This is a genomic window from Corynebacterium aurimucosum ATCC 700975 (assembly GCF_000022905.1).
GTDB lineage: Bacteria > Actinomycetota > Actinomycetes > Mycobacteriales > Mycobacteriaceae > Corynebacterium > Corynebacterium aurimucosum_F.
In genome coordinates this window covers 2,405,809-2,428,189 of sequence record NC_012590.1, presented here as the reverse complement: position 1 = coordinate 2,428,189, position 22,381 = coordinate 2,405,809, and the positions used below count along the sequence as shown (strand labels likewise).

At 62.3% G+C, this 22,381-nt stretch carries 24 protein-coding genes; 15 read left to right on the top strand and 9 right to left on the bottom strand.

From position 1 onward, the window contains the following. Nucleotide 1 precedes the first annotated feature (1 nt). Nucleotides 2–1,252: a hypothetical protein gene (locus tag CAURI_RS11690; protein ID WP_010188848.1), complete on the bottom strand. Its 1,251-nt coding sequence runs from the start codon at nt 1,250–1,252 to the stop codon at nt 2–4. A 255-nt stretch (nt 1,253–1,507) separates the two neighbouring features. On the opposite strand from CAURI_RS11690, the gene CAURI_RS11685 reads away from it, so the two are divergent. Then, complete coding sequence (locus tag CAURI_RS11685) at nt 1,508–4,285, top strand: ATP-dependent Clp protease ATP-binding subunit (RefSeq protein WP_010188849.1); 2,778 nt, start codon at nt 1,508–1,510, stop codon at nt 4,283–4,285. A 153-nt stretch (nt 4,286–4,438) separates the two neighbouring features. Here the strand turns inward: CAURI_RS11685 and CAURI_RS11680 are convergent, their stop codons facing one another. The 3 genes from CAURI_RS11680 to CAURI_RS11670 all read right to left on the bottom strand — a co-directional run bounded on the left by CAURI_RS11680 (nt 4,439) and on the right by CAURI_RS11670 (nt 6,826). After that, nucleotides 4,439–5,329 (bottom strand): cation diffusion facilitator family transporter, encoded by an 891-nt coding sequence (locus tag CAURI_RS11680; protein WP_010188851.1) that lies wholly within the window; start codon nt 5,327–5,329, stop codon nt 4,439–4,441. Between the two features lie 76 nt (nt 5,330–5,405). Beyond that, the gene (locus CAURI_RS11675) at nt 5,406–6,266 is read right to left on the bottom strand and encodes a hypothetical protein (protein WP_010188853.1); all 861 of its coding nucleotides are present in this window, start codon (nt 6,264–6,266) and stop codon (nt 5,406–5,408) included. Continuing rightward, nucleotides 6,266–6,826: a hypothetical protein gene (locus CAURI_RS11670; protein WP_010188856.1), complete on the bottom strand. Its 561-nt coding sequence runs from the start codon at nt 6,824–6,826 to the stop codon at nt 6,266–6,268. The genes CAURI_RS11675 and CAURI_RS11670 overlap by 1 nt, the downstream gene beginning before the upstream one ends. 84 nt (nt 6,827–6,910) lie before the next feature. Here CAURI_RS11670 and CAURI_RS11665 point away from each other — a divergent pair, with 84 nt between their 5' ends. Next, on the top strand, nt 6,911–7,792 hold the full coding sequence (locus tag CAURI_RS11665) for a DUF1266 domain-containing protein (protein ID WP_012715311.1): 882 nt from the start codon (nt 6,911–6,913) through the stop codon (nt 7,790–7,792). Between the two features lie 3 nt (nt 7,793–7,795). On the opposite strand, the gene CAURI_RS11660 is transcribed toward CAURI_RS11665, so the two are convergent. After that, nucleotides 7,796–9,022 (bottom strand): lipase family protein, encoded by a 1,227-nt coding sequence (locus CAURI_RS11660; RefSeq protein WP_010188859.1) that lies wholly within the window; start codon nt 9,020–9,022, stop codon nt 7,796–7,798. Between the two features lie 62 nt (nt 9,023–9,084). Between CAURI_RS11660 and CAURI_RS13685 the strand changes: the two genes are divergently transcribed. Both CAURI_RS13685 and CAURI_RS11655 read left to right on the top strand, forming a co-directional pair. Beyond that, nucleotides 9,085–9,255, top strand: a complete 171-nt coding sequence (locus CAURI_RS13685; RefSeq protein WP_010188861.1) for a DUF4236 domain-containing protein — start codon at nt 9,085–9,087, stop codon at nt 9,253–9,255. Then, a complete protein-coding gene (locus CAURI_RS11655) occupies nt 9,255–10,571 on the top strand; it encodes a threonine/serine exporter family protein (protein ID WP_010188863.1) in 1,317 nt (438 codons plus the stop codon). Before CAURI_RS13685 ends, CAURI_RS11655 begins: the two co-directional genes overlap by 1 nt. On the opposite strand, the gene CAURI_RS11650 is transcribed toward CAURI_RS11655, so the two are convergent. Further along, complete coding sequence (locus CAURI_RS11650) at nt 10,537–11,397, bottom strand: HhH-GPD family protein (protein ID WP_010188865.1); 861 nt, start codon at nt 11,395–11,397, stop codon at nt 10,537–10,539. The genes CAURI_RS11655 and CAURI_RS11650 overlap by 35 nt on opposite strands. Before the next feature lie 41 nt (nt 11,398–11,438). Between CAURI_RS11650 and CAURI_RS11645 the strand changes: the two genes are divergently transcribed. Beyond that, a complete protein-coding gene (locus CAURI_RS11645) occupies nt 11,439–12,062 on the top strand; it encodes a carbonic anhydrase (RefSeq protein ID WP_010188866.1) in 624 nt (207 codons plus the stop codon). 107 nt (nt 12,063–12,169) lie between these two features. Continuing rightward, the gene (locus CAURI_RS11640) at nt 12,170–12,910 is read left to right on the top strand and encodes a hypothetical protein (RefSeq protein WP_010188869.1); all 741 of its coding nucleotides are present in this window, start codon (nt 12,170–12,172) and stop codon (nt 12,908–12,910) included. On the opposite strand, the gene radA is transcribed toward CAURI_RS11640, so the two are convergent. Continuing rightward, nucleotides 12,897–14,279 (bottom strand): DNA repair protein RadA, encoded by a 1,383-nt coding sequence (gene radA, locus CAURI_RS11635; RefSeq protein ID WP_010188871.1) that lies wholly within the window; start codon nt 14,277–14,279, stop codon nt 12,897–12,899. The genes CAURI_RS11640 and radA overlap by 14 nt on opposite strands. Between radA and CAURI_RS14345 the strand changes: the two genes are divergently transcribed. Beyond that, the gene (locus CAURI_RS14345) at nt 14,175–14,414 is read left to right on the top strand and encodes a hypothetical protein (protein WP_374703991.1); all 240 of its coding nucleotides are present in this window, start codon (nt 14,175–14,177) and stop codon (nt 14,412–14,414) included. The two genes, radA and CAURI_RS14345, sit on opposite strands and share 105 nt — an antisense overlap. Here the strand turns inward: CAURI_RS14345 and CAURI_RS11630 are convergent. Further along, complete coding sequence (locus CAURI_RS11630; protein ID WP_010188873.1) at nt 14,396–14,971, bottom strand: hypothetical protein; 576 nt, start codon at nt 14,969–14,971, stop codon at nt 14,396–14,398. The two genes, CAURI_RS14345 and CAURI_RS11630, sit on opposite strands and share 19 nt — an antisense overlap. 288 nt (nt 14,972–15,259) lie before the next feature. On the opposite strand from CAURI_RS11630, the gene CAURI_RS11625 reads away from it, so the two are divergent. The 8 genes from CAURI_RS11625 (at nt 15,260) to CAURI_RS13680 (ending at nt 21,500) form a co-directional block, all read left to right on the top strand. Then, nucleotides 15,260–15,844 (top strand): CarD family transcriptional regulator, encoded by a 585-nt coding sequence (locus CAURI_RS11625; RefSeq protein ID WP_010188874.1) that lies wholly within the window; start codon nt 15,260–15,262, stop codon nt 15,842–15,844. Continuing rightward, complete coding sequence (gene ispD, locus CAURI_RS11620) at nt 15,816–16,577, top strand: 2-C-methyl-D-erythritol 4-phosphate cytidylyltransferase (RefSeq protein ID WP_010188877.1); 762 nt, start codon at nt 15,816–15,818, stop codon at nt 16,575–16,577. Before CAURI_RS11625 ends, ispD begins: the two co-directional genes overlap by 29 nt. After that, nucleotides 16,570–17,052 carry a 2-C-methyl-D-erythritol 2,4-cyclodiphosphate synthase gene (gene ispF / locus CAURI_RS11615; protein WP_010188879.1) on the top strand — a complete coding sequence of 161 codons (483 nt, stop codon included), beginning with the start codon at nt 16,570–16,572 and terminating at the stop codon, nt 17,050–17,052. Before ispD ends, ispF begins: the two co-directional genes overlap by 8 nt. 47 nt (nt 17,053–17,099) lie before the next feature. After that, nucleotides 17,100–18,521, top strand: a complete 1,422-nt coding sequence (gene cysS, locus CAURI_RS11610; protein ID WP_012715309.1) for a cysteine--tRNA ligase — start codon at nt 17,100–17,102, stop codon at nt 18,519–18,521. Between the two features lie 41 nt (nt 18,522–18,562). Then, nucleotides 18,563–19,513, top strand: a complete 951-nt coding sequence (rlmB, locus tag CAURI_RS11605; protein ID WP_010188882.1) for a 23S rRNA (guanosine(2251)-2'-O)-methyltransferase RlmB — start codon at nt 18,563–18,565, stop codon at nt 19,511–19,513. 18 nt (nt 19,514–19,531) lie between these two features. Continuing rightward, complete coding sequence (locus CAURI_RS11600; protein WP_010188884.1) at nt 19,532–20,266, top strand: AAA family ATPase; 735 nt, start codon at nt 19,532–19,534, stop codon at nt 20,264–20,266. Beyond that, nucleotides 20,263–20,913: an AAA family ATPase gene (locus tag CAURI_RS11595; protein ID WP_010188886.1), complete on the top strand. Its 651-nt coding sequence runs from the start codon at nt 20,263–20,265 to the stop codon at nt 20,911–20,913. The genes CAURI_RS11600 and CAURI_RS11595 overlap by 4 nt, the downstream gene beginning before the upstream one ends. 305 nt (nt 20,914–21,218) lie before the next feature. Further along, nucleotides 21,219–21,500, top strand: coding sequence for an ATP-binding cassette domain-containing protein (locus CAURI_RS13680; RefSeq protein ID WP_080550367.1), 282 nt, complete (start codon nt 21,219–21,221; stop codon nt 21,498–21,500). A 33-nt stretch (nt 21,501–21,533) separates the two neighbouring features. Here CAURI_RS13680 and CAURI_RS11590 read toward each other — a convergent pair whose 3' ends face one another. Further along, complete coding sequence (locus tag CAURI_RS11590) at nt 21,534–22,373, bottom strand: CE1 family esterase (RefSeq protein ID WP_010188888.1); 840 nt, start codon at nt 22,371–22,373, stop codon at nt 21,534–21,536. Between the last annotated feature and the right edge of the window lie 8 nt (nt 22,374–22,381).

The following is a 22,381-nucleotide window of genomic DNA, read 5'->3' as shown; positions in this document are numbered from 1 at the left end:
ATCAGCACAGCGGCATGTTCAGGCGAAGTTTTTCGGCGTCCTCGCCCCACACGAGGACGGCGTCAGCGGAGTCCTCGGTGCTCATGTAGAAGACCGGCTCGGAATCGGAAACGTCATAACTGTGCACGGTGCACTGCCCGTTGGACAGTTCCTGTGCATCCTGTGTCGGGGCAGCCGCGTCGCGCTTGGTGACGTCCCCGTACCTCGCCACGGAGTAGCCCACGCCGTCGCGAACGCAGGTGATCTTTGCATCCTGACCATCCTCCGGCTCGCGGGACTCGCAGGTGGCACCGTCGAAGCCCTCCCCGCCGGGACGGGAGCTGATGAGGCCTGGGTGGTCGTCGACCAGCGCCTGCTCCTCCTCAGACCACGCCGGACGGCCAAAGAAGAACCACAGTAGGCCGCCGATGAGGGCTAAAAGGAGAAGGCCTACACCAAGGCCAGCAAAGACCTTGCTCTTCGAGGTCGACCCGCGCTGAGCGGAGTCTTCCGCGGGGGCGGAAGCGGGGACCGGCGGTTGCGGCTGGGTTCCCCATTCCCCCTGTGGGGCGGCAGCGTAATGCTGTTCCGGTTGCCACTGCGGAGCAACCGGGCTTGAGGTGCCGGTGCCAGCCGCGCTGGCGTTGGAGGTCCCCGCGCTAGCATTTCGGAGAGAATCAACCACGGCGGCCGCCGAGGTATAAGCGCCTGCTGCGCGGAAGGAAGGATAGGCGGCGGCGAGGAGCTGTGCCAGGCGGTCGATTGCCTCCTTCGCCGTCGCCTTGGGGGAATCGGAGCCTGTGGCTGGGCCGACCGCTGCGAAGAAGGCGTTCGAGCGGTTATTGGTCAGGATGATGCGGCGCGGATTGAGCGCGCGGAGAGCGAATTTATTCTGGCCCTTCTGGAGCAGGAAATCGATGGCGTCGGCCAAAGGGGCGAAGACAGCGACGGCTTCCTCCCGGGAAAGGTGCTGCGCGCCAATTCCAGAGGAAGTGAAATTCGCCAGCTGCTCACCGGGCAGGCTGCGGCGCACGAAGAATTCCTGACCGTTGTTCATAGTTCCCGTGCCCACGATGGGGGCGATGGCGCTGTGCTGTAGTTGCCCCACGACGCCGGACTGGCGGAGCACACCGCGGTTCTCCGGGTTGTATATCTCCACGAGCAGCTCGTTATGTGAGGGATCTTCCACGAGGAAGAGCGTGGAGTCCGCTCCTTGGTCCAAGACTGCCTTTTGGCGCAGCTGGTGCTGGGTGGTGAAAAATTCTGGGAGCATAGTCACGATGAGAGGAAATCCTTCGTGGAGGGGTCGATGATGAGATATATAGAATCCTCCTCATTCTAAGGTGGCGGAGCTTCTGTGGCAGGTTAGTGCGAAAGGCGGCTTCATCATGACCTGTTCGCTACCGGCGTACAGTGCCTTTACCTGCAGAAATGTTGGTTTAGGTGAAGAGGGGAGGGAAATCGTGAATGGAGTGTCCTCCCCGCGCGTTAGAGTGGATGACACATTTAGAGCGAAAGGTAAGAGGTAATGTTCGAGAGGTTTACGGACCGTGCTCGCCGCGTCATCGTTTTGGCGCAGGAGGAAGCACGCATGCTCAACCACAATTACATCGGCACCGAGCACATCCTCCTGGGGCTCATCCACGAAGGCGAAGGCGTAGCAGCCAAGGCCTTGGAGTCCATGGGCATCTCGCTGGAGGATGTCCGCCGTGAGGTGGAAGAGATTATCGGTCAAGGTTCTCAGCCGCACACCGGCCACATCCCATTTACCCCGCGCGCAAAGAAGGTTCTGGAGCTCTCACTGCGTGAGGGCCTGCAGATGGGCCACAAGTACATCGGCACCGAATTCCTGCTGCTCGGCCTCATCCGTGAGGGTGACGGTGTAGCAGCCCAGGTGCTGACGAAGCTGGGCGCTGACTTGCCGCGTGTTCGCCAGCAGGTTATCCAGCTGCTCTCCGGCTATGAGGGCAACGAAGGAGAGGGCAACCAGTCCCAGGGTGGTGCAGGTCCGGTGGGTGCCGGTGCCGGCGCTGGCCCGGGTGGACGTGGTGGCCCAGGTGGCTCCGGTGAGCGTTCCAACTCCCTGGTGCTGGACCAGTTCGGCCGCAACCTCACCCAGGCGGCGCGCGATGGCAAGCTGGACCCGGTGGTGGGTCGCGATTCCGAGATCGAGCGCATTATGCAGGTGCTGTCCCGCCGCACCAAGAACAACCCGGTGCTCATCGGTGAGCCCGGCGTGGGTAAGACTGCTGTGGTCGAAGGCTTGGCTCTCGATATCGTCAATGGCAAGGTCCCGGAGACCCTCAAGGATAAGCAGCTTTACTCGCTGGACCTGGGCTCCCTGGTGGCCGGTTCGCGCTACCGCGGTGACTTTGAGGAACGCCTGAAGAAGGTGCTCAAGGAGATTAACCAGCGCGGTGACATCATCCTCTTCATCGATGAGATCCACACCTTGGTTGGCGCCGGTGCTGCCGAGGGCGCTATCGACGCGGCGTCGCTGCTGAAGCCGAAGCTGGCCCGTGGCGAGCTGCAGACCATCGGTGCTACCACCCTGGATGAGTACCGCAAGCACATTGAGAAGGACGCCGCTCTCGAGCGCCGTTTCCAGCCGGTCAAGGTGGAAGAGCCTTCTCTCGATGACACCATTCTGATCCTCAAGGGCTTGCGCGATAAGTACGAGGCACACCACCGCGTGTCCTACACGGATGAAGCTCTCAAGGCTGCCGCCTCCCTGTCTGACCGCTACATCAACGACCGCTTCCTGCCGGATAAGGCCGTGGATCTCCTCGATGAGGCCGGTGCCCGCATGCGCATCAAGCGTATGACCGCTCCGGAGGGCCTGCGCGAGGTCGATGACCGCATCGCCGAGGTCCGCAAGGAAAAGGAAGCGGCGATCGACGCCCAGGACTTTGAGAAGGCCGCTGGTTTGCGCGATAAGGAGCGCAAGCTCGGTGAAGAGCGTGCGGAGAAGGAGAAGCAGTGGCGCTCCGGTGACTTGGAGGAAATCGCCGAGGTTGGTGAGGAGCAGATCGCAGAGGTACTCGCTCACTGGACCGGCATTCCGGTTCTCAAGCTCACTGAGAAGGAATCCAACCGCCTCCTCAACATGGAGGAGGAGCTGCACAAGCGCATCATTGGCCAGGACGATGCCGTCAAGGCTGTCTCCCGCGCCATCCGCCGCACCCGTGCTGGTCTGAAGGACCCGCGTCGTCCTTCTGGTTCCTTCATCTTCGCCGGCCCCTCCGGTGTGGGTAAGACGGAGCTGTCGAAGTCCTTGGCTAACTTCCTCTTCGGTTCGGATGATGACCTCATCCAGATCGATATGGGTGAGTTCCATGACCGCTTCACCGCGTCTCGCCTCTTCGGTGCCCCTCCGGGATACGTTGGTTACGAAGAGGGCGGCCAGCTGACTGAGAAGGTTCGCCGTAAGCCTTTCTCCGTGGTGCTCTTCGATGAGATCGAGAAGGCCCACAAGGAGATCTACAACACCCTTCTACAGGTGTTGGAGGATGGCCGCTTGACCGATGGTCAGGGCCGCGTGGTGGACTTCAAGAACACGGTGCTCATTTTCACCTCCAACCTGGGCACCCAGGACATCTCGAAGGCAGTGGGACTTGGCTTCACCGGCTCTTCGGAGAATGACGCCGAGGCGCAGTACGAGCGCATGAAGAACAAGGTTAACGATGAGCTGAAGAAGCACTTCCGCCCTGAGTTCCTCAACCGTATCGATGAGATTGTGGTCTTCCACCAGCTCACCCAGGAGCAGATCGTCGAGATGGTGGAGCTGCTCATCGCCCGCGTGGAGAAGCAGCTCTCCGAGCGTGACATGGGCATCGAGCTCACCCAGAAGGCCAAGGATCTGCTGGCTCAGCGTGGCTTCGACCCGGTCTTGGGTGCTCGCCCGCTGCGTCGCACCATTCAGCGCGAGATTGAGGATCAGCTCTCCGAGAAGATCCTCTTCGGTGAAATTGGCGCCGGTGAAATCATCACCGTGGACGTTGAAGGCTGGGATGGCGAGTCCAAGGACAACTCTTCCGCCACCTTCACCTTCACTCCGCGTCCGCGCCCGCTGCCGGAGGACATCTTCGACAAGGATCTCGAGGAGACCGCCGTGCGTGAGGCCGATGAGGAACTGGCCACCGAGATCGACGCCGAAACTCACGGCCCAGACTCCGATGGCTCTGACACCGTCACCCCGGACGTCCTCGACGAGTCGGGCAGCGACTCCGCTGAGGAATCGCACAACGATGATGGTGATGACGGCAACCCGCCGCCGGCTGGTGCCGGTGCTGGCCAGCCGCTCTAAGCGCTGACTTGGGCCCCGCGCTGGGCCTATAAGGATTAGCCCCGAACCGCACGCGAGTGACGCTCCGTGCGGTTCGGGGCTTTCTTTGCGCGATCGGGCGCGGCGGAATCTAATCCCTCTTTAACACCATGACCGGTCCAGTATTGAACTGAATCAGCACACTGTCTCGTGGGATTCGTGTTCCGGGGGCTCGATTTGGATGGTGGAGTGCTCGATGCCGTGTTCGCGCAGAACGTGCTGGGCGGCATCCAACAGCGGACCGGTGTCGACGGTGCCGTCGCGCACGATGTGCACGGTCGTGAGAACGTTGACTCCGTCCAGGCTCCACAGGTGCAGGTCATGGATGTCGGCAACGCCTTCGACCCGACGCAGCACGGGTTCGATCACGTTGGCGTCGAAGCCCGCCGGAACCTGCTCGAGCAGCACGCTCGCCGACAAGCGCATGAGCTGCCAGGCGCGCGGCAGCACCATCGCTGCGATCACGAGGGAGGCGATCACGTCCGCCGCCACAAATCCCGTGGTCAGCACCACGATGCCCGCTACGATCACCGCGACCGAGCCGAGCAAATCCACCAGCACGTGCAAGAACGCGCCTTCCACGTTGATCGAGGACTCGCGGTGCCGGTGCAGTACCCACGCCGACAGAGCATTCGCCACGAGACCGATCACCGCGATGATCAGCATTGCCTTGCCCTGTACCTCGGCCGGGCTCTGCAGGCGGTGCACCGCCTCGACGACAATCCATACTGAGATTGCCAGCACCATGACCGCGTTGGCTAGCGCCGCAAGTACCTCTACTCGCCGGTAGCCGTAGGTGGCCTGGGCTGATGCTTGGCGCCGTCCAACCAACACCGCGATCACCGCAATGATGAGCCCCGCGGCGTCGGAAAGCATATGCATCGCATCCGCCATCAGCGCCATGGACCCTGCCAACCAGCCGCCGATCAGCTCGGCGAAGAAGACAATGCCGGTGATACTGAGCGCAGCCAGGAGCGCGCGCAGCGGCGTGCTGGAGTGATCATGGTCGTGGTGCTCGTGTGCCATGCACTCAGCCTATCACCGCCGGTGACTATTGACAATTAAATGAAAATGGAAAATGGTGGGCGAACCGATCTGGTTTTTACTTGGCCACGCCGAGGTCTACCAGTGCTTTCTTTGCCACCTCAGGGTCATCACTCTTGATCATGTACTCAACGATGCCCTTATCGTCAGGGAGGATTTCCTGAACAGTGAACATGGCCTCCAATCGCTGGGCCTTGAATGTGGAACCGCGCGTTGATTCTGCGGAAATCTCAGCGGCCTTCAAGACGGGTTTGCCGTCACGAACGGCAGCGGTGGCGGCAGGGTCATCGGTGAAGACTACGTAACCAACCTCAGGTGCTTTCGTAGTATCCACGGAACAGTTGATGCCCTTCGCTTCTGGGGCAGGGGAGTTATCCGCGCCGTAGTAGCTGAACATCACTTCATAATCTGTGCACACTTCCACGAAGTCAGCAATCGGCTCCGGTGCTTGGTCGGCGGAGGTGAGGCCGCTTTGGGCGTCGCCAGCAGTATCGCCACCGGTCTCGCCGGCGGTGTCACCGTCGGAAGCCCCGGAATCGGCAGGTGCTTCAGCGGCGGGCTGTGCAGGCGCGGCCGAGTCTTCTGACTTGTCACCAAAGAGGGCGTCTTTAGCTGCGACGTAACCAATCGCTACCACCACGATGACCGCGATTACTAGCGGAAGGAGCAACAGCTGCTTCTTTACACTGAGGCCTTGCTTCGGGCCATCGGTGTGGGTACCTGTCTTGCCCGCGGTGGGGTTTGACGTGGAGGCGGTGCCCGATGCACTCTTCGAAGCCGCGCCTGGATCTAGTAGTGAGCCATGCTTGATGAAATGGCGGTAGCCATTATCCGCAACTGTCTGGCCTTCTTTGATGTGTGATGTGTCTTCCGCCCCGTTTAGGTGATCGGGCGAACCTGGGTATGCAAGTCGGCTCATTATTTAGTCCACCACCGTGAATCAATATCGGTATACAGGGAGCGCATCGACTCAACGTGCTCTTCAAAGCTACTGCGATCGAGACGGTGCTTGTTTTCTTTCCACCGCTTAAAAAGCTCCTCCGAAGACACCGCGCGCGAGGCCTCCGTCCGTGCTTCACGGCCTGCGGTCAGGGCCCACTGGGCAGCAAACTGCACGCGACGCGCGGCCTTTTCCGTGAATCCGCTCCACACTTTGTACGTGTTATAGAGCTGAGCCACGACGGCCCAGCCATCCTGGTAGGGCAGAACTGTGACGTTGCCCAGGTTGTCAAGTTCAAGGAACTCAAAATGAGATGGATCCTTCTTATCGGCGGTCACGAGGATCCTTCGGTTGGTGGCAAACGCGGCACCATCCACCCCGCTAGCTTTCGTAGCGGCGGCTTCCAGCACAATTTCGTCGACACCAAGGCCTTCTACAACGGCTGTGGCGGCAGCGTGCACAATCTCGGAATCACCAGCACGTTTAAGTGCAGCACCGAGATCTGGCCGGTCTGTCAATGCAATCTGGGGTCCTGTCATGCACACGAGACTAACAACACATCAAAAACTTTGACTGGGTGCACTGAGTTATGGCGTAGATCACCCCCGGCATAGGGGTGATGGATGGAGCACCACGGAACCGTGCCAGAAACCTCGGTACGTTGTGTGGGTATGAGCTCAACGTTCACGCCAGCAAAGTTTGATGATACTTGGATCTACCGCCTTACAAAGTTCCCATGGCCGGAACCGGCGCCGAGCAAAGATGAGGTGCGCCGCCACTCTTGGGGAATGGTGTACAAGAGCAATAAGGCGTTTGCGACCCCGCTAGGGGTTGAGGCCATCAATGCAAGGGCGGCCAAGTACTACAAAACATCTCTCGAGCAAAACTGGGGGGTCACTGGTGCACAGGAAGCGTATCAGGTTATTGATGCTCTGCTCGAAGGTGGCCAGCACGTGGAAGATGACCTGGTTTTACCCCTCGCATACGCCGTGAAGGACGTCCCCGAGCGCGAGCTAGATGCGGAAGTGGAGGAAAAGGTCGAGTTCATCAAAGACTTCTTTGTTGCCCAAGGCGCGGATCCGCGTCGTGGTGAACATAAGTTCCGCTACCTCGTAAGGATGTTGCGCTCGGAGGGCTTTGCCAAAGCAGCGGCCCCGGCACTGCCCACCACTACTCGCGCATGGGACATAATCCGAATTCACAACGTTGGTGGCCCGGCAACGGAGCTGGGTTGGATTTCTCCAGAAGAGTTCCTTCAGATTTCGGATAAGGCCGTGGCGGCGCTGCAGCGCTACTTCGTGTCGTGGGCAGACGTAGCCGCAAGTTTCTGGTGGGGCCGAATGATCTGGGCAAGTGATGGTGAGCCCGACGTCGCCGCTGCGATGAAGGATCAATCGCAACGGCTCACCGAGCTGCTCGCACACAGTGATTCGCCTTGGGTGCGCGTGCCCTTGCACGACATCCAGGCCGAGGAGCCATTCTCATCCTTGGGTGGTTTGCACTAAGTCTTAGGAAACCTGGCAGTTGGTGGGCGCCGGCTCATCCCGGAAACGGTCAATCAGATAATCCACGCCGCGTGGAACCGAGCTGATGATGCCAACGGCGTGGTTGGCCCCAGAGTGGGGAAGAACGTCGACGGGGTCGGCGGCTTCAAACTGGACGGTGCCGCCGAGTGAGCAGTAGTTGCCCGCCATCGTGCGGGACTGCTCGTAGGGGATGAGGTCATCGGTGGGGGAGTTCATGACCAGCATCGGGGCGTTGAGGGCACGCTGGCCCAGTCGTTGCTCCGCAAGCATCTGGGCGGCAGCCGGTTTGCGGCGCACGAGTTCACCGAAGGACTCGCCCGTCTTGGTCAGCTGGCTGGTGCGGGTAAAGCCCCACGTAGCAATCGAATCACCAATGCAGGCGTGGGCAGCGCTGGCAAGGAAGTGCATGCCGCGCGGGTTCATTTCGGTGACGATCTCGTTATAAAACTCAGGGCTGCGCTCCGCATAGCCATTGATGGCATAGCCCAAGACGTGGACGATGGAGGAGCCATCGACCGCGTTCATGACCTCGAAAAGATCTGCCGGCGGGGCACCGGCATAAGTGCCCTTGACGTTGAGCTCAGGAGCATAGGTTGCCGCGAATTCAGCGGCGGCCGCGGCCGCACCGCCACCCTGGGAATAGCCGGCGAAGCCAACGGGGGCATCCACCGGCGCGTTCACGTGGCGGAGGGTAGCGCGGGCGGCGTCGAGAACCGCGTGTGCTTCCTCAACGTGGTTGACGTAGGTGTGGTGACCTGGCGTGCCGAGACCAACCAGGTCGGTCGTGACCACGCGCACGCCCTGTTGCGCGGCGTATTGATAGAGCGCGTACTCGTAGTTCATATTGAGGGTGACCTGGTTGGCCGGCCCCAGGGCGAGGTTGCCCACCGATTGTGCGGCATTAGACGGTGCACACTGATCACCCGCGCCGCGGGTACCGGGCGCGAAGACGATGGTGGGGCGCTCACCCGGGCCGTTCCACGCAGCGGAAGGCTCGTAAATGACACCCGTGACGGTGGTGGGGCGGCCGTCCATGAGGGTGGATTCGTAGGAAATTTTCTCGGCTTTGACACCGGAGATGGCAGCCACGTGATCGATCGGATGCGAGGAGACCGGCGTGCCGGGCGCCGCCGATGCCACTGCGGGTGCCAGTGCGGTAGCCGCGAGTGCGAGAGCAGCTAGGAGGGCGCGGGGAGAGATCAATTTCATGTCGTTAGACTAATACTTCTTTCGCTGGGGTGCAGCGACTGCGCTGCGCTAAGCTAACGCGCATGGGAATCTATTTTCGTAAGCGCAAGAAGACCGGAAAGAATAGCTGGATCAACGTTTCCGGCTCCGGTGCGTCGATGTCGACGAAGGTCGGCCCCGTGACCTTTAACTCCCGCGGCGGCATGTGGGTCAACCTGCCCGGCGGCCTGAATTTCCGGGGACGCTGGCGCTAATGACTTCTCACCCCAACAGCGACTATGTCCGCATGGGGTACGAGGCCGACGTCGTCCTGCGCCTAGGCATGATGCTCATGGGCGCGGGAACGTCCGGCTACCGCGTGCTGCGCGGCATGAAACGTGCCGCCCGCGCGCTCGGTTTTGATCGGCTCGATGCCAACGTCGGCGTCACCCAGATAACATGCACGTTTCACCGTGGCCGCGAGTTTCGCACCGTGGTGGCCCAGCAGCATTCGCCGGCAGTTGACGCCTCCCGCATCGAGGCGCTGGAGGACCTTACCCACCACAGGCTGTACGCGGGCATTACGACCGAAGAGCTCACGGAGATGCTTGATTCCATCGAGTCGACGGTGGTCAAGCGGTGGAACCGTTGGTTCTTGGCTGTAGCGGCGGCGATTGCGTGCGCCTCTTTCGCGGTCCTGAACTTCTTTACGCCGCTGGCGATTCTGCTGGTAGCCCTCGCCGCCTTTTGTGGCCAGCTCACCCGCGCGGTTTTACATGGCAAGCACGTCCACCAGCTCGGCTGCATCGTGGCGGCTGGCACGGTGGCTAGCCTCGTGTATTTCTTCACCACCGAGGCCGTGGCTGCCGCCGGGGTGGCGGACCCGTCGGAGTTTTCCTCGGGCTACGTGGCCGCCGTACTTTTCCTCATTCCCGGTTTCCCGTTGTTCTCCGCGCTCATTGACCTCGCGCGCTTCGACTTCGAGGCCGGGCTATCCCGCCTGACCTACGCGCTGACGGTGATCACCGCCGCCACCTTTACCGTGGCTCTGGTCAGCTGGACCACGGAGCTCACACCGGAACCGGGCATCCCGGACTATGCGCCCGTGTGGTACCTCGCCGCCGCGGCGGCCAGCTTCCTGGGCATTTCCGGATTCGCGTTCCTCTTTAACTCCTCGCGCCGGATGGTGCTCGTAGCGGCCGCGGTGGGAACGGTGGCCAACCTCGTGCGACTAGTTCTCATCGGGGTCGGGGCCACGGCCTACGTCGGAGCTTTCGCCGGTGGTCTCATCGTCGGGCTCTTGGGTGCGGTGGCCTCCACACGCGCACACCTACCGCGCATCACTACGACGGTGCCCGCGTCCGTCATCATGATCCCGGGCACCTCCATGTTCCGCACCGTCTATCACCTTAACGTAGGCAACATGGACCAGGCGTTGAGCAACTTCGCTACCGCCTCGATGGCCGTGGCGGCCATCGGCTGCGGGCTTATCCTCGCCCGCCTGTTGACCGACCGCGATTGGACCTTCGGCCACCTCATCGACTTCTCACACGTGCCTAGTGCGGAAGGTGGAACAAACCCTCGTCGTTGACATCCATCAACCCATCCTCGAGCAGCGAGGCTTGTGCGCGCGAGCGCTGTGCCGCATCTGGCCATACCGCATCCAGGTCGGCCTGGGTAACTGGGTGGGGTGAGCCTCGGAGGACGTCGAGAAGCAGCCCCCGCACCTGCCGGTCCGTGCCGGTGAACTTTTGTACGCGTTTCTTAGCCCGCGCGGCCTCCTCCTCACTGGGCTCCGGGCAGCCCGCGAGCTGCCAAGCGCACGTGGACTTGATGGGACAGGCGGCGCAGTCCGGGGTCTTGGCCGTGCACACCAAGGCTCCGAGTTCCATGAGTGCGGCCGAAAAACGCGGGCCGTTCTCTTTCGGAAGCAGGGCTTCTACCTGTGCCAATTCGCGCTTCGCGGGACTCGGGGCGAGGAAGCGCCCGTCCTCTGCGCGGGCATAGACGCGGCGGACGTTGGTATCCACCACCGGAACGTTGTGGCCAAAATGGAAACAGGCCACTGCACGGGCGGTGTACTCACCGATCCCCGGTAACGCCAAGAGCTTGTCGACGTCCCCCGGAACCTCTCCCTCACCAATCTCCTTAGCACACTCCCACAAGCGCAACGCACGGCGAGGGTAGCCCAGCTTGCCCCACGCGCGTAAGACATCCGCCTTGGACGCCGCCGCAAGGTCCTGTGGGGTAGGCCAGCGGCGCATCCATTCCTCCCACTGCGGGGCGACGCGCGCGACGGGGGTTTGCTGGCTCATGACCTCACTTAGGAGCACGCCCCATGCCGAGGTCCCTGGCTCGCGCCACGGTAGGGGGCGTTCATGGGCATCGAACCATTCCACGACAGCTTGGGTATCCATAGGAACCTCAGTGTAGGGCGGTGGGGACTAGAGTAAGAAACATGCCTTTAGTAGATGTCCCTCAAAACCCACAGAAGGTGTGGGAAGCCCTCCAGGAAGGTAACCACCGCCTGGTGACGGGTAACCTCATCGACGTTAACCAAGACGCGAAGCTGCGCGCTGGCCTGACTCAAGGCCAAGACCCACGCGTCATCGTGCTGGCCTGCTCCGATTCCCGCGCGCCCATTGAGCACGTGTTCAACATTGGTTTCGGTGATGCCTTCGTCATCCGCACCGCCGGTCACATCCTGGACAGCGCGGTGATGGCCTCGCTGGACTATGCACTGGAAAACCTGAAGGCCAACTTGCTCGTGGTTATGGGCCATCAGTCCTGCGGTGCGGTGGGCGCAGCCTCAGACTTCCTGGCGGGTGGCGATCTGCCGACGGGCCTGCAGCGTCCGATCATTGAGCGCGTGGCCGCTGCCTCGATGGTGGCCAAGCGCGATGGACGTGAGGAGCGCGCCGATTTCGAACGCGAAAATACCGCGCAGACGGTGTCCCAGATCATCTCCGATGTGCCGGCTGCACGCCGGCTTCTCGACGCCGGCACGCTCGGCATCGTTGGCCTGCGCTACCTCCTGGAGGATTCCAGTGTGGAGACCGTCGTCCTGCACGGCGTTAAGTAGCGCGTGTGCTCACCCGGTTCCTCGGATGAGCACATAGAAGCCGCTGCTCAAGACACGCGGCCCCGGGCTGGCCCGGGTTGGGCTCTAGTCCCCTTAAACTAAGAGCTGTGACTGAGCCATCCCGTACCCCGAAGCAGCTACCGCGAGAGATCTATGTTCGCCGTCGCGTTGCCGCGCTCGTGGCGATCTTGGTACTCGTGATTGTTCTTATTTGGGCTGCCACCGCGCTTTTTAGCGGTTCGGAGGAACCGGGAGCGGAATCGCAGCAAGCAGCGGCTTCGGATACCTTGGCCACGTCGCAGGAAGCAACCTCGGCGGTGGAGACGACCGAGTCCACCGCGGCCGAGGGATCCACTGAAGCCCCGGAATCTACTGAGCCGAAGGAAGGCGAGCAGGACAAGGAAGCGCCATCCTCTGAGGCGAAGCCGGAGGAGTTGACCGTCGATCCCACCAAGACGACGTGTTCCCTCCAAGACCTCAAGGTGTTGGCCAAGACCAACGAGGACAGTGTTCCGGCTGATAAGATGCCGACCTTCTACTTGGAGGTCTTTAACCCGACGACGGCAGATTGCTCCATCGATCTGGATGAAGAACAGCTGCGCTTCGAGGTCTACAAGATGGGCTCTAACGAGCGCGTGTGGGCCGATACCGATTGCTATGCCTCGGTGGAAACCGGCAAGCAGACCTTCAAATCAGGTGAGACCCGCTACTTCCAGGCGGATTGGTCCCGTAAGCGCTCTGAGCCGGGCAAGTGCACCGACCGCGAGGACGCTGAGCCGGGTGCTTATTTCTTGCACTCCGTCATCGGTGAGAACTACTCCCCAGCGCTCCCCTTCAATCTGCTTTAAGAGCAGCGATTGCTTCGCTCAGCGTCGCTGCTTGACGCACCTGCATGCCCCCGCTGACCTCCACCTTTCCGGGCGGGACGATGGCGTAGCGGTAACCCAAGCGGGCAGCTTCTGCCAAGCGGCGGTCCAGGTTCGGTACGCGGCGAACTTCGCCAGCGAGGCCCACCTCGCCGATGACCACTGTCTTCGGTGGTAGCGGCTGCTCGTGTAAGGAAGACCACGTGGCAAGGGCTACGGCTAGGTCCGTGGCCGGTTCCTGAATCTTCATACCGCCCACCGTGGCCACATAGGCATCCTTGTCGTTGGTGCGTTCGCCCGCGCGGGCCTGCAACACCGCGAGCACCATGGGAACGCGGTTGGCATCAAGCCCCGTCACCACGCGCCGCGGGTTCTTTGCGACAGGATCCACGGTGAGCGCCTGGACCTCAGCCAGAATGGGGCGCACACCATCCATGGCGACGGTCACCGCCGAGCCATCTGGGGTGCTGCCGCGGTGGGAGAGGAAGAGGCCAGAAGGATCCGCGACCTCCCGGATTCCGGCCGCAGTTTGCTCGAAGCAGCCCATCTCATCGGTGGCACCGAAGCGGTTCTTTAGGCCTCGGAGAAGGCGCAGAGAGGATTGACGGTCACCCTCAAAATTCAGGACGACGTCCACGAGGTGCTCAAGCACGCGAGGTCCGGCGACGTTGCCGTCTTTGGTTACGTGCCCGACGAGGAGGATGGGGATGCCGGTGGTTTTGGCCAGCGTGGTCAGGGCGGCGGTCACTGCGCGCGACTGCGCCACGCCGCCCGCCACGCCTTCGACTCCGGCGGCGTGCATGGTTTGGACGGAGTCCACGATGAGCAGGCTGGGTTTGAGCTGCTCCACGTGCCCAAAGACAACGTCGAGATTCGACTCAGCCGCAAGATAGAGCGTCTCGTGCAAAGCCCCTGTGCGCTCAGCGCGGGCGCGGACCTGCCCAGCGGATTCTTCCGCGGTGGCATAAAGCGCAGTGCGCCCTAGCTGCGCCCAGCGGGAAGCAACCTCGAGCAGGAGCGTGGATTTGCCGACCCCCGGCTCACCCGCCATGAGCACCACCGAGCCAGGGACGATGCCGCGGCCCAAGACTCGGTCTAGTTCCCCAATACCGGTATTGATGGCCTTCGTTGCTGACGCGCCCACCTTGGTTATCGGCACCGCCGGGCTCGTCGGCGTTAGGCCTGTGGGACGGCGCCCAGACACCGCAGCCTGGGCAGCAGTACCGCTCTCAGCCGCCGCGGTTTCCTGAAGCGTTCCCCACGAGCCGCACTCGGGGCAGCGGCCAAGCCACTTGGGGGAGACGAAGCCACACTCGGAGCAGGTGTGGACGGGACGAACCTTTTTTGCCATGCCTTAACGCTATCTAAAAATGAAAAAGAAACCGCCCCACTTGCCAAAGTTGCAGCCCGTGATTCAAAGATCCGGGAAAACTTTGGCAGCTGGGGCGGTTTCTGTAAAGAGAAGGCTTACTTGTTCTCGGCGTAGCCCTCGGTGGACTGCGGGTCGCGGTCATAGTTACCGGACTGCAGCGGGGAGGCAGACACGGTGGCATCAACCTCAATGGTGCCGGTGTTGAAGGTGAAGGTCACCGGGCGGGAGCCGCCGAAGCCATAGTCCTCATTCTCCAGGGAGGTGGTCACGTAGGTGATGTTCTTGTCCTTGCCGTCCTTGGGGAGGCGGTCCAGGTTCGCCTGGGAATCGGCGTAGAGGGCATGATCGCGCGGAAGCGGCTCGACGCCTTCCAGAGGGACATCCTGGCCATCGACGTTGACGGACTCGAGGGTAACGTCATCGACCTTGTAGCCCTGGTTAACGGCAACGAACTTCAGGGAGGTCTCACCGGTGTCCGGCTCAACCTGAATGGTGACGTCACGTACGGCCACCTTGCCATCTTCGGAGCTTGCGGATGCGCCGTCGACAGCAATCACCTTTTCCGCGGTCTGCGCAACATGACCGGCCGAGCAGGACGCCAAGGCCAGCGCGGAGAGGGCGGTAACTGACATGATGGCACCGCAGCGAGCGGCGGACTTCAGGGACTGCACTGTGAGTGTCCTCCATTGAATTGCGATCACAAAGCTTATCAACGCTTTAGCCTAGTACCTCTGGGGGGAAAGCACACAGTTTCCAGCAAACCCCTTGGGTAGACCGGGGGTAGCCGGGCTTTATATCAGCCGCCATAGTGGTGTATTGCAGGCAGCGTGCGGCACCTGGGCGGGGGAGCGGTGCCGGAAAGTCGCGTGCTAGAATAGACTCCCTGTATATGCGGCCCACCGAGAGCACGCCGAGAGCACACGATGGGCACCGTCTCAAAGGCTTCACAAGGAGTGGCAATGGAATTTAAGGTCGGAGAGGTCGTCGTCTACCCCCACCACGGCGCCGCCAAGATTACGGCGATTGAAACGCGGGAGATGGGCGGCGAGGAGCTCGAATACCTCGTTCTCCAAATCAACCAGTCCGACCTGGTGGTTCGTGTTCCTTCCAAGAACGTTGAGATGGTGGGCGTGCGCGACGTTGTGGGCAAGGAAGGCCTCGAGAAGGTTTTCTCCGTCCTGCGCGAAGTAGACGTCGAGGAAGCCGGCAACTGGTCCCGCCGCTACAAGGCGAACCAAGAGCGTCTCGCCTCCGGCGATATCAACAAGGTGGCGGAAGTCGTGCGTGACCTGTGGCGCCGCGACCAGGACCGTGGCCTGTCCGCCGGTGAGAAGCGCATGCTGGCTAAGGCCCGCCAGATTCTGGTCGGTGAGCTCTCCCTGGCCAAGCCGGTTGATGAGAAGAAGGCTGACACCATGATGGAGGAAATCAACGCCACCATCGAGCGTCACCGCGCCGCCGGCCTGGTAGAGGACAAGTCCATTACCACCGATATTGACAATGACGTCGATCTCGATGACCTCTCCTTCGACGACGAAGACTAATACCCGTTCCACCGCCCGCGTCATTGCTCTCGTCGCGGCCGCCGGTCAGGGGACGCGCCTCGGGGCCGAGGTTCCCAAGGCCTACGTGGAGCTGCGCGGGCGCACCTTGCTGGAGCGTTCCGTCCGGGCCATGATCACCTCGGAATTCGTCGATGAGATCATTGTTCTCGTTAGCCCCTCCATGGAGGGCTATGCTGCCAGTATCCTCAACCGCATCGATTCTGATGTTCCCGTGCGCATCGTCCACGGCGGGGACGAGCGCGCCGATTCCGTCTGGGCGGGTCTGCAGGCCATCCCAGATGAGGATGCCGTGGTGCTCATCCACGACGCCGCCCGTGCGTTGACGCCGCCGGGGATGATCGCGCGCGTCGCCAAGCGCGTGCTCGACGGCGCCACCGCAGTCATCCCGGTCCTTCCCGTGGCGGACACCATCAAAGAGGTGGAGGGCCAGACGGTCCTGTCCACCCCTGATCGTTCCCGCCTGCGCGCTGTGCAAACGCCGCAGGGCTTTAACCTGGCCGCGCTGCGCCGCGCCAACCTAGACTATTGGGCGCAGGACCCTGACTTCGTCGCCACGGATGACGCCAGCCTCATGGAATGGCACGGCGAGCGCGTGGAGACCGTGCAGGGAGATACCTTCGCGTTTAAAATCACCACCCCCATCGACCTCGTCCTGGCGAAGGCCGTGACGGATGAGGCCGAACCAACCATCTTCGAGGTGCCTAGTGACTAACCCGATTATCCCGCGCGTGGGAATCGCCACCGACGCCCACCAGATTGAGCCCGGAAAACCCTGCTGGATCGCAGGTCTCCTCTTCGAGGACGTGGATGGCTGCGAGGGCCACTCCGATGGTGACGTGGTGAGCCACGCGCTTGTCGACGCCTTGCTCTCCGCCTCCAACCTCGGCGACCTCGGCTCCTTCGTCGGTGTGGGACGGCCTGAGTACGACGGGGTTTCCGGCGCTCAGCTGTTGCGCGAGTGCCGCGAGCTGCTGGAAAAAGAAGGTTTCATCATCGGCAACGCCGCCGCCCAATTGGTTGGTCAGAGCCCCAAGATGGGCCCGCGGCGAAAGGAAGCCGAGGCCGTGCTGAGCGAAATCCTCGGCGCTCCGGTGTCTGTTTCCGCAACGACGACGGATCATCTCGGCTTTACTGGCCGCAAGGAGGGCCGCGCTGCCGTGGCCACTGCCGTGGTCTGGCGCGCCTAAGCCGTCTCGCGCTAGCCGCCGCGCCCGAGTCAATTAGACTAGGCCAGGTGAGTACTTTGCGCATTTTTGATACCGCCACCCGCAGCCAACGTGAGTTCGAGCCGGTTCGCCCCGGCCACGCGTCGATCTACCTGTGCGGTGCCACCCCGCAGTCCCAGCCGCATATTGGCCACCTGCGCTCCGGCGTCGCCTTCGACATCCTGCGCCGCTGGCTTAGCGCGCAAGGCTATGACGTGGCACTCGTGCGCAACGTCACCGATATCGATGACAAGATCCTCACCAAGGCTGCTGAGAATAACCGCCCCTGGTGGGAGTGGGTATCCACCTATGAGCGTGAGTTCACCAAGGCCTATAACACCCTGGGCGTTCTGCCCCCTTCCGTGGAGCCGCGCGCGACGGGCTTTGTCACCCAGATGGTGGAGTACATGCAGCGGCTTATCGACGCCGGCTTTGCTTATGCCGTGCCTAACGGCACAGCGGGGGGAGAGGACGATTCCGGTTCCGTTTACTTCGACGTCGCGGCCTGGAATGCCACGGAAGGCTCGGACTATGGTTCGCTGTCCGGCAACCGCGTCGAGGAGATGGAACAGGGCGAAACGGACAACGCTGGCAAGCGCAGTCCCCAGGACTTCGCGCTGTGGAAGGCGGCCAAGCCGGGCGAGCCGTCCTGGCCTACCCCGTGGGGTCGTGGCCGGCCGGGCTGGCACTTGGAGTGCTCCGCCATGTCCACCTACTACCTAGGCGGCGAGTTCGATATCCACTGCGGTGGCTTGGACCTGCAGTTCCCGCACCACGAAAATGAGATCGCGCAGTCCCATGCGGCGGGCGACAAGTTCGCCAACTACTGGATGCACAACCACTGGGTCACCATGGCCGGTGAGAAGATGTCGAAGTCCTTGGGCAATGTGCTCTCCATTGCCAACATGTTGGAGATCGTCCGCCCGGTGGAGCTGCGCTACTACCTGGGCTCTGCGCACTACCGTTCGGTCCTCGAATACTCCGAGGCAGCGCTGACCGAGGCCGCGGCCGGCTACCGCCGCATCGAGGACTTCGTGGGCAAGTTCGAAAACGTGGAAAAGGGCGAGTGGACCCCGGCCTTCGAAGAAGCGATGAATGATGACATCGCTGTGCCGAAGGCGTTGGCGGAAATCCACACCACCGTGCGCGCGGGCAATAAGGCACTGAGTGAAGGCAACCGTGAGGAGGCCAAGCGCCTCGCCGGGGCGGTGCGCGCCATGGCTGCGGTTCTTGGCTTTGATCCGCTGGACGAACAGTGGAAAGATAGTGGCGAAGAAAGCGGCGCTGAAGCGGCCCTGGACGTCCTCGTCCGAGCCGAATTGGAGCGTCGCACCACCGCCCGCGCAGAAAAGGATTGGGCTACTGCGGACGCCGTGCGCGACCGCCTTGCAGCCGCGGGTATAACCATCACCGACACCGCCGACGGCCCCACCTGGTCCCTGGCGGATTAGCCGTCCTTGGCATAAGCCGAGGACAACAAAGGAGAAGAATTATGGCACGTACCCACGGCCGCGGCGGCGCAGGTATCCGCAAGACGAATAAGAAGGGTGCCACCAAGGGCTCTGGCGGTCAGCGCCGCAAGGGACTGGCTGGCAAGGGCCCCACGCCTAAGGCGGAGGACCGCGTCTACCACGCCAAGCACAAGGCGAAGCTAGAGCGCGAGCGCCGCAATTCAGGCCGCCACGACAAGGAGACCGCGGAGATGGTCGTCGGCCGTAACCCGGTCATCGAGTGCCTCCACGCCAAGGTTCCGGCAACGTCGCTCTACATCGTGCAAGGCACGCGCAACGACGCCCGCCTTTCCGAGGCCGTAGCCATGTGCAATACTCGCAACATCCCGATCCTGGAGGTCCAGCGCCACGAGATGGATCGCATGACCGGCAACGGCATGCACCAGGGCATTGGTCTGCAGATCCCGCCGTACAAGTATGCTGACGTCCATGACCTGATGGATCGGGCCCGCGATGCTCAGGAACCGGGTATGTTCGTCATCCTCGATAACATCACCGACCCGCGCAATCTCGGCGCAGTCATCCGCTCCGTCGCGGCCTTCGGCGGCCATGGTGTCATCATCCCAGAGCGTCGCTCCGCCTCCGTCACCGCGGTGGCCTGGCGTACCTCCGCCGGCACCGCCGCGCGCTTGCCGGTGGCTCGCGTGACCAACGTGACCCGCACGGTCCAGGACTTCCAGAAGGCCGGCTACCAGGTTGTTGGCCTGGATGCGGGAGGCGAGCACACCCTCGATACTTACAACGGTGGCACCGACCCCGTTGTCATCGTCATCGGCTCTGAGGGCAAAGGCATTTCGCGCCTCGTCCGCGAGAACTGCGATGCCATCATGTCCATCCCCATGACCGACTGGGTTGAATCCCTCAACGCCTCCGTGGCGGCAGGTGCGGTGCTTTCCGAGTTCGCCCGCCAGCGTCGCGCGGCCCAGAAGTAGGCTCACGCTTTCGTCGCCATGTTCCTCACGAGTGTGCGTCCCGCCCCGGAGCTTATTGGGGAGGGACTGCCCGGCGTGCCGGAACACATGCGCCGCCTGGGCGTGCTCATCGCAGCGCTGCCCGGCGGCGCCTTGCGTTTGCCTACGCCCGTGACCGTCGTCGTGGGGGATAACGGCGCCGGAAAATCCACGCTGCTCGAGGCCATCGCCGTGGGGCTTGGCGTCAATCCCGAGGGCGGCTCGCGCCACGCCCGGTTTGCCACCGGCGACGAGGACTATCCCGAGTGGCTCATCTGCTCGCGGGCGCACAACCCGCGCGACGTGTACTTCTTGCGCGGCGAGACCTTCCTCAACTTGAGCGAGTATCACCACCAGATCCACAGCCCGGAGAATCCCGATCCGCTCAGTGACCTGCCGTTTCTCAGCCACGGCCAGGGTCTGCTCGCCCTCGTCGAGAGACGCTTCCATTCTGACGGAATGATCATTCTCGACGAGCCGGAAGACGGCTTGTCCTATCCCCGGCAGGTCGAGGTTGTCACGCAGCTCGAGCGCCTCGCCGCCCAGGGCGCGCAGGTCATCCTCGCGACGCACTCGCCAGTCTTCCTCAGCATGCAAGGCGCGACCGTCTACGCGTTCGGCGACAAGGGGATTGCGCCCGTCGCTCCCGAAGCGACGGAAGCTGTCCACGCCGCGCGCGAGTTCCTTGCCGATCCATTGGGAACCGCCGCGTTTCTTATTGGGGAGGGCGAATGAGAGACTTCTATGTCGACGCCTATGCCGCGCTGGACGGCGGCCACGGACCTGAGTGGGTGTCCTCCGTTCCTGGTTTCGTGGCGCTGCGACGCCAAGGACTGGACCTGCGTGCGCCGGTGACCGTGCTGACCGGGGACAACGGGGTAGGAAAGTCGACGCTCGCCGAGGGCATTGCCTTCGAGTACGGCTTTCCTGAGCGCGGTGGGATATGGGGTGTGCAGCGCTCCGCCGGTCCCATCAATCCCCTCCGGAGGTGGGCGAGCCTGCGGCTAGGTACCGCGCCCAAGGACGGCTACTTCCTGCGAGCGGAGGCGCACTACAACGTTGGTTCGACCGCGATGTCGCATGGCGAGTCCGTCATGGACGTCGTGCAGCGTTCCTTTGATGGGCGCGGGCTCTACATCCTCGACGAGCCGGAATCTGGGCTTTCGCTCGTGCGGCAGATGACGCTCATGGCGGAAATCCATCGCGCCGCGGAGGCGGGTGCGCAGTTCATCGTGGTGACGCACTCGCCGATTGTGGCAGCCATCCCCGGTGCGCGGATTGTTGAAATTACAGAAGATGGGTTCTTCCTTGAGCTGCGCGACGTGACACAGACGCTGGCGTTTCAGTCGTTGCGTGAGTTTCTCTACGCCTCCGGATGCTAGATTCAGGGCGGAGAAAGCTGGATGGCGATCTTTACTTCTTGGTTGCTGGCCAGTACTTCACATCTTGAACATTCAGATTGCGTGCGTGTGCCGAATACAAGGTTCTGGAGGATTGGGGTTCCACGGCTTAGAGACGAGGACGACTCGGTCCTTTGCCTGCCGTTTTCACCTTGTACAGATTCAGCTGCGGGTAACTTGAAGAATCTTCGCCAGCAAACCGTGACATCGAGAGTACATACATGCACAGACGTGTGCAACATCACGCTGGGACGTAATAATTCTCTAGATAACAACGGGTCGCAAGTGTGATTAGTCAGTACGCGAGAAAAGAAAACCTACGCGATGGAACGCGACCTCTACGCGATCGTCAACGACATTGCCGACCACTACAACAAGGTTCACTGAATGATGAACTGAAGGATCTTTTATCCCTTGTAGGCCTTTCATTGCACCACAGTGTTTCCTGCGAGCATGCTTCGCTCGGTATGAAACAGCGTCTAGGAATCGCCAAAGCACTGGTCGGTAATCCACAATTATTGCTTCTCGACGCTCACCTACGAACGGCCTCGACCCGAGGTTGGGGCTGAGTGGAGTGAGACACGATGGGGCGCACGTGCAGTCTAGAGCCCGAAGAATTCCTCCACGAGCTCGGCAGCGATGAAGGAATCCGTGTTTTTACCCAGGCGTGGGTCCAGCTCGTTGCCCGACGGGATGACGTGGCCCATGCCCTCGACGCTCACGAGCTCGACCGGCGCGCCGGTGGCGTCTGCCGGCTCCCAGCGGTCGACAACGGTGTCGGGGAAAAGGTGGGTGCGCTCTGGGCCGGCGGCATGGTTGAGCTCCGCGAAGCGTGCGGCGTTCTCCTGCGCGCCGGTGACGGCACCGCGGGTGCGCTTCGGGTCAATGCCCGCCGTTCCGCCCGTATAGGGCGCGAGCCGGTCGCCCGTGCCGTGGACGAACATGACCGGGGTGGGTTGGTACGCCGAGTCCGGATTGGTGGGCGCATGGTTGGCGCCGGCGCCGAGAGTGGAGGCGAAGACGCAGGCGGCATCGGCAAGCCCGGGGGCGTCGAAGAGCAAGCGGATAACCATCTGCCCGCCGTTGGAGAAGCCGCAGAGGAACACGCGGCCAACCTCCTGCTCCGCGCGCAGCTCGTCGAGGATGGCGCGCGTGAAGGCGACGTCATCGATGCCCAGCTCGCGCGCGGCGACGGGCAGGGTGGCGCGGGCATCGTTAAAGTGCTGTTCCACGCCGGTGGGGTAGACCGCAAGCATGCCGTGGCGGGTGGCGAGGTCATCGAACGTGCCGTTAGTGAAGCGGCGGATGACGTTCGCGGATTGCAGGGAGCCGTGGAAGAACAGGAGGAGGTCTCTCTGGCGCTCGACGTCATCATTCGGGCGGTACACGAGGTACGTGCGGGTGCGGTCTTGTAATTCGAGGCTACGGCGTTCCAAAGTCACGCATCTAG

Coding starts and splice junctions, on each gene's coding strand:
- radA (WP_010188871.1), bottom strand. CDS start 14,279: ATGGCAAAAAAGGTTCGTCCCGTCCACACCTGCTCCGAGTGTGGCTTC.
- CAURI_RS11670 (WP_010188856.1), bottom strand. CDS start 6,826: ATGACAGGACCCCAGATTGCATTGACAGACCGGCCAGATCTCGGTGCT.
- CAURI_RS11595 (WP_010188886.1), top strand. CDS start 20,263: ATGAGAGACTTCTATGTCGACGCCTATGCCGCGCTGGACGGCGGCCAC.
- CAURI_RS11655 (WP_010188863.1), top strand. CDS start 9,255: ATGACTTCTCACCCCAACAGCGACTATGTCCGCATGGGGTACGAGGCC.
- CAURI_RS11690 (WP_010188848.1), bottom strand. CDS start 1,252: ATGCTCCCAGAATTTTTCACCACCCAGCACCAGCTGCGCCAAAAGGCA.
- CAURI_RS13685 (WP_010188861.1), top strand. CDS start 9,085: ATGGGAATCTATTTTCGTAAGCGCAAGAAGACCGGAAAGAATAGCTGG.
- CAURI_RS11660 (WP_010188859.1), bottom strand. CDS start 9,022: ATGAAATTGATCTCTCCCCGCGCCCTCCTAGCTGCTCTCGCACTCGCG.
- rlmB (WP_010188882.1), top strand. CDS start 18,563: ATGGCACGTACCCACGGCCGCGGCGGCGCAGGTATCCGCAAGACGAAT.
- CAURI_RS11680 (WP_010188851.1), bottom strand. CDS start 5,329: ATGGCACACGAGCACCACGACCATGATCACTCCAGCACGCCGCTGCGC.
- CAURI_RS11685 (WP_010188849.1), top strand. CDS start 1,508: ATGTTCGAGAGGTTTACGGACCGTGCTCGCCGCGTCATCGTTTTGGCG.
- CAURI_RS11600 (WP_010188884.1), top strand. CDS start 19,532: ATGTTCCTCACGAGTGTGCGTCCCGCCCCGGAGCTTATTGGGGAGGGA.
- CAURI_RS11665 (WP_012715311.1), top strand. CDS start 6,911: ATGGAGCACCACGGAACCGTGCCAGAAACCTCGGTACGTTGTGTGGGT.
- CAURI_RS11625 (WP_010188874.1), top strand. CDS start 15,260: ATGGAATTTAAGGTCGGAGAGGTCGTCGTCTACCCCCACCACGGCGCC.
- CAURI_RS11650 (WP_010188865.1), bottom strand. CDS start 11,397: ATGGATACCCAAGCTGTCGTGGAATGGTTCGATGCCCATGAACGCCCC.
- CAURI_RS11645 (WP_010188866.1), top strand. CDS start 11,439: ATGCCTTTAGTAGATGTCCCTCAAAACCCACAGAAGGTGTGGGAAGCC.
- CAURI_RS11675 (WP_010188853.1), bottom strand. CDS start 6,266: ATGAGCCGACTTGCATACCCAGGTTCGCCCGATCACCTAAACGGGGCG.
- ispD (WP_010188877.1), top strand. CDS start 15,816: ATGACCTCTCCTTCGACGACGAAGACTAATACCCGTTCCACCGCCCGC.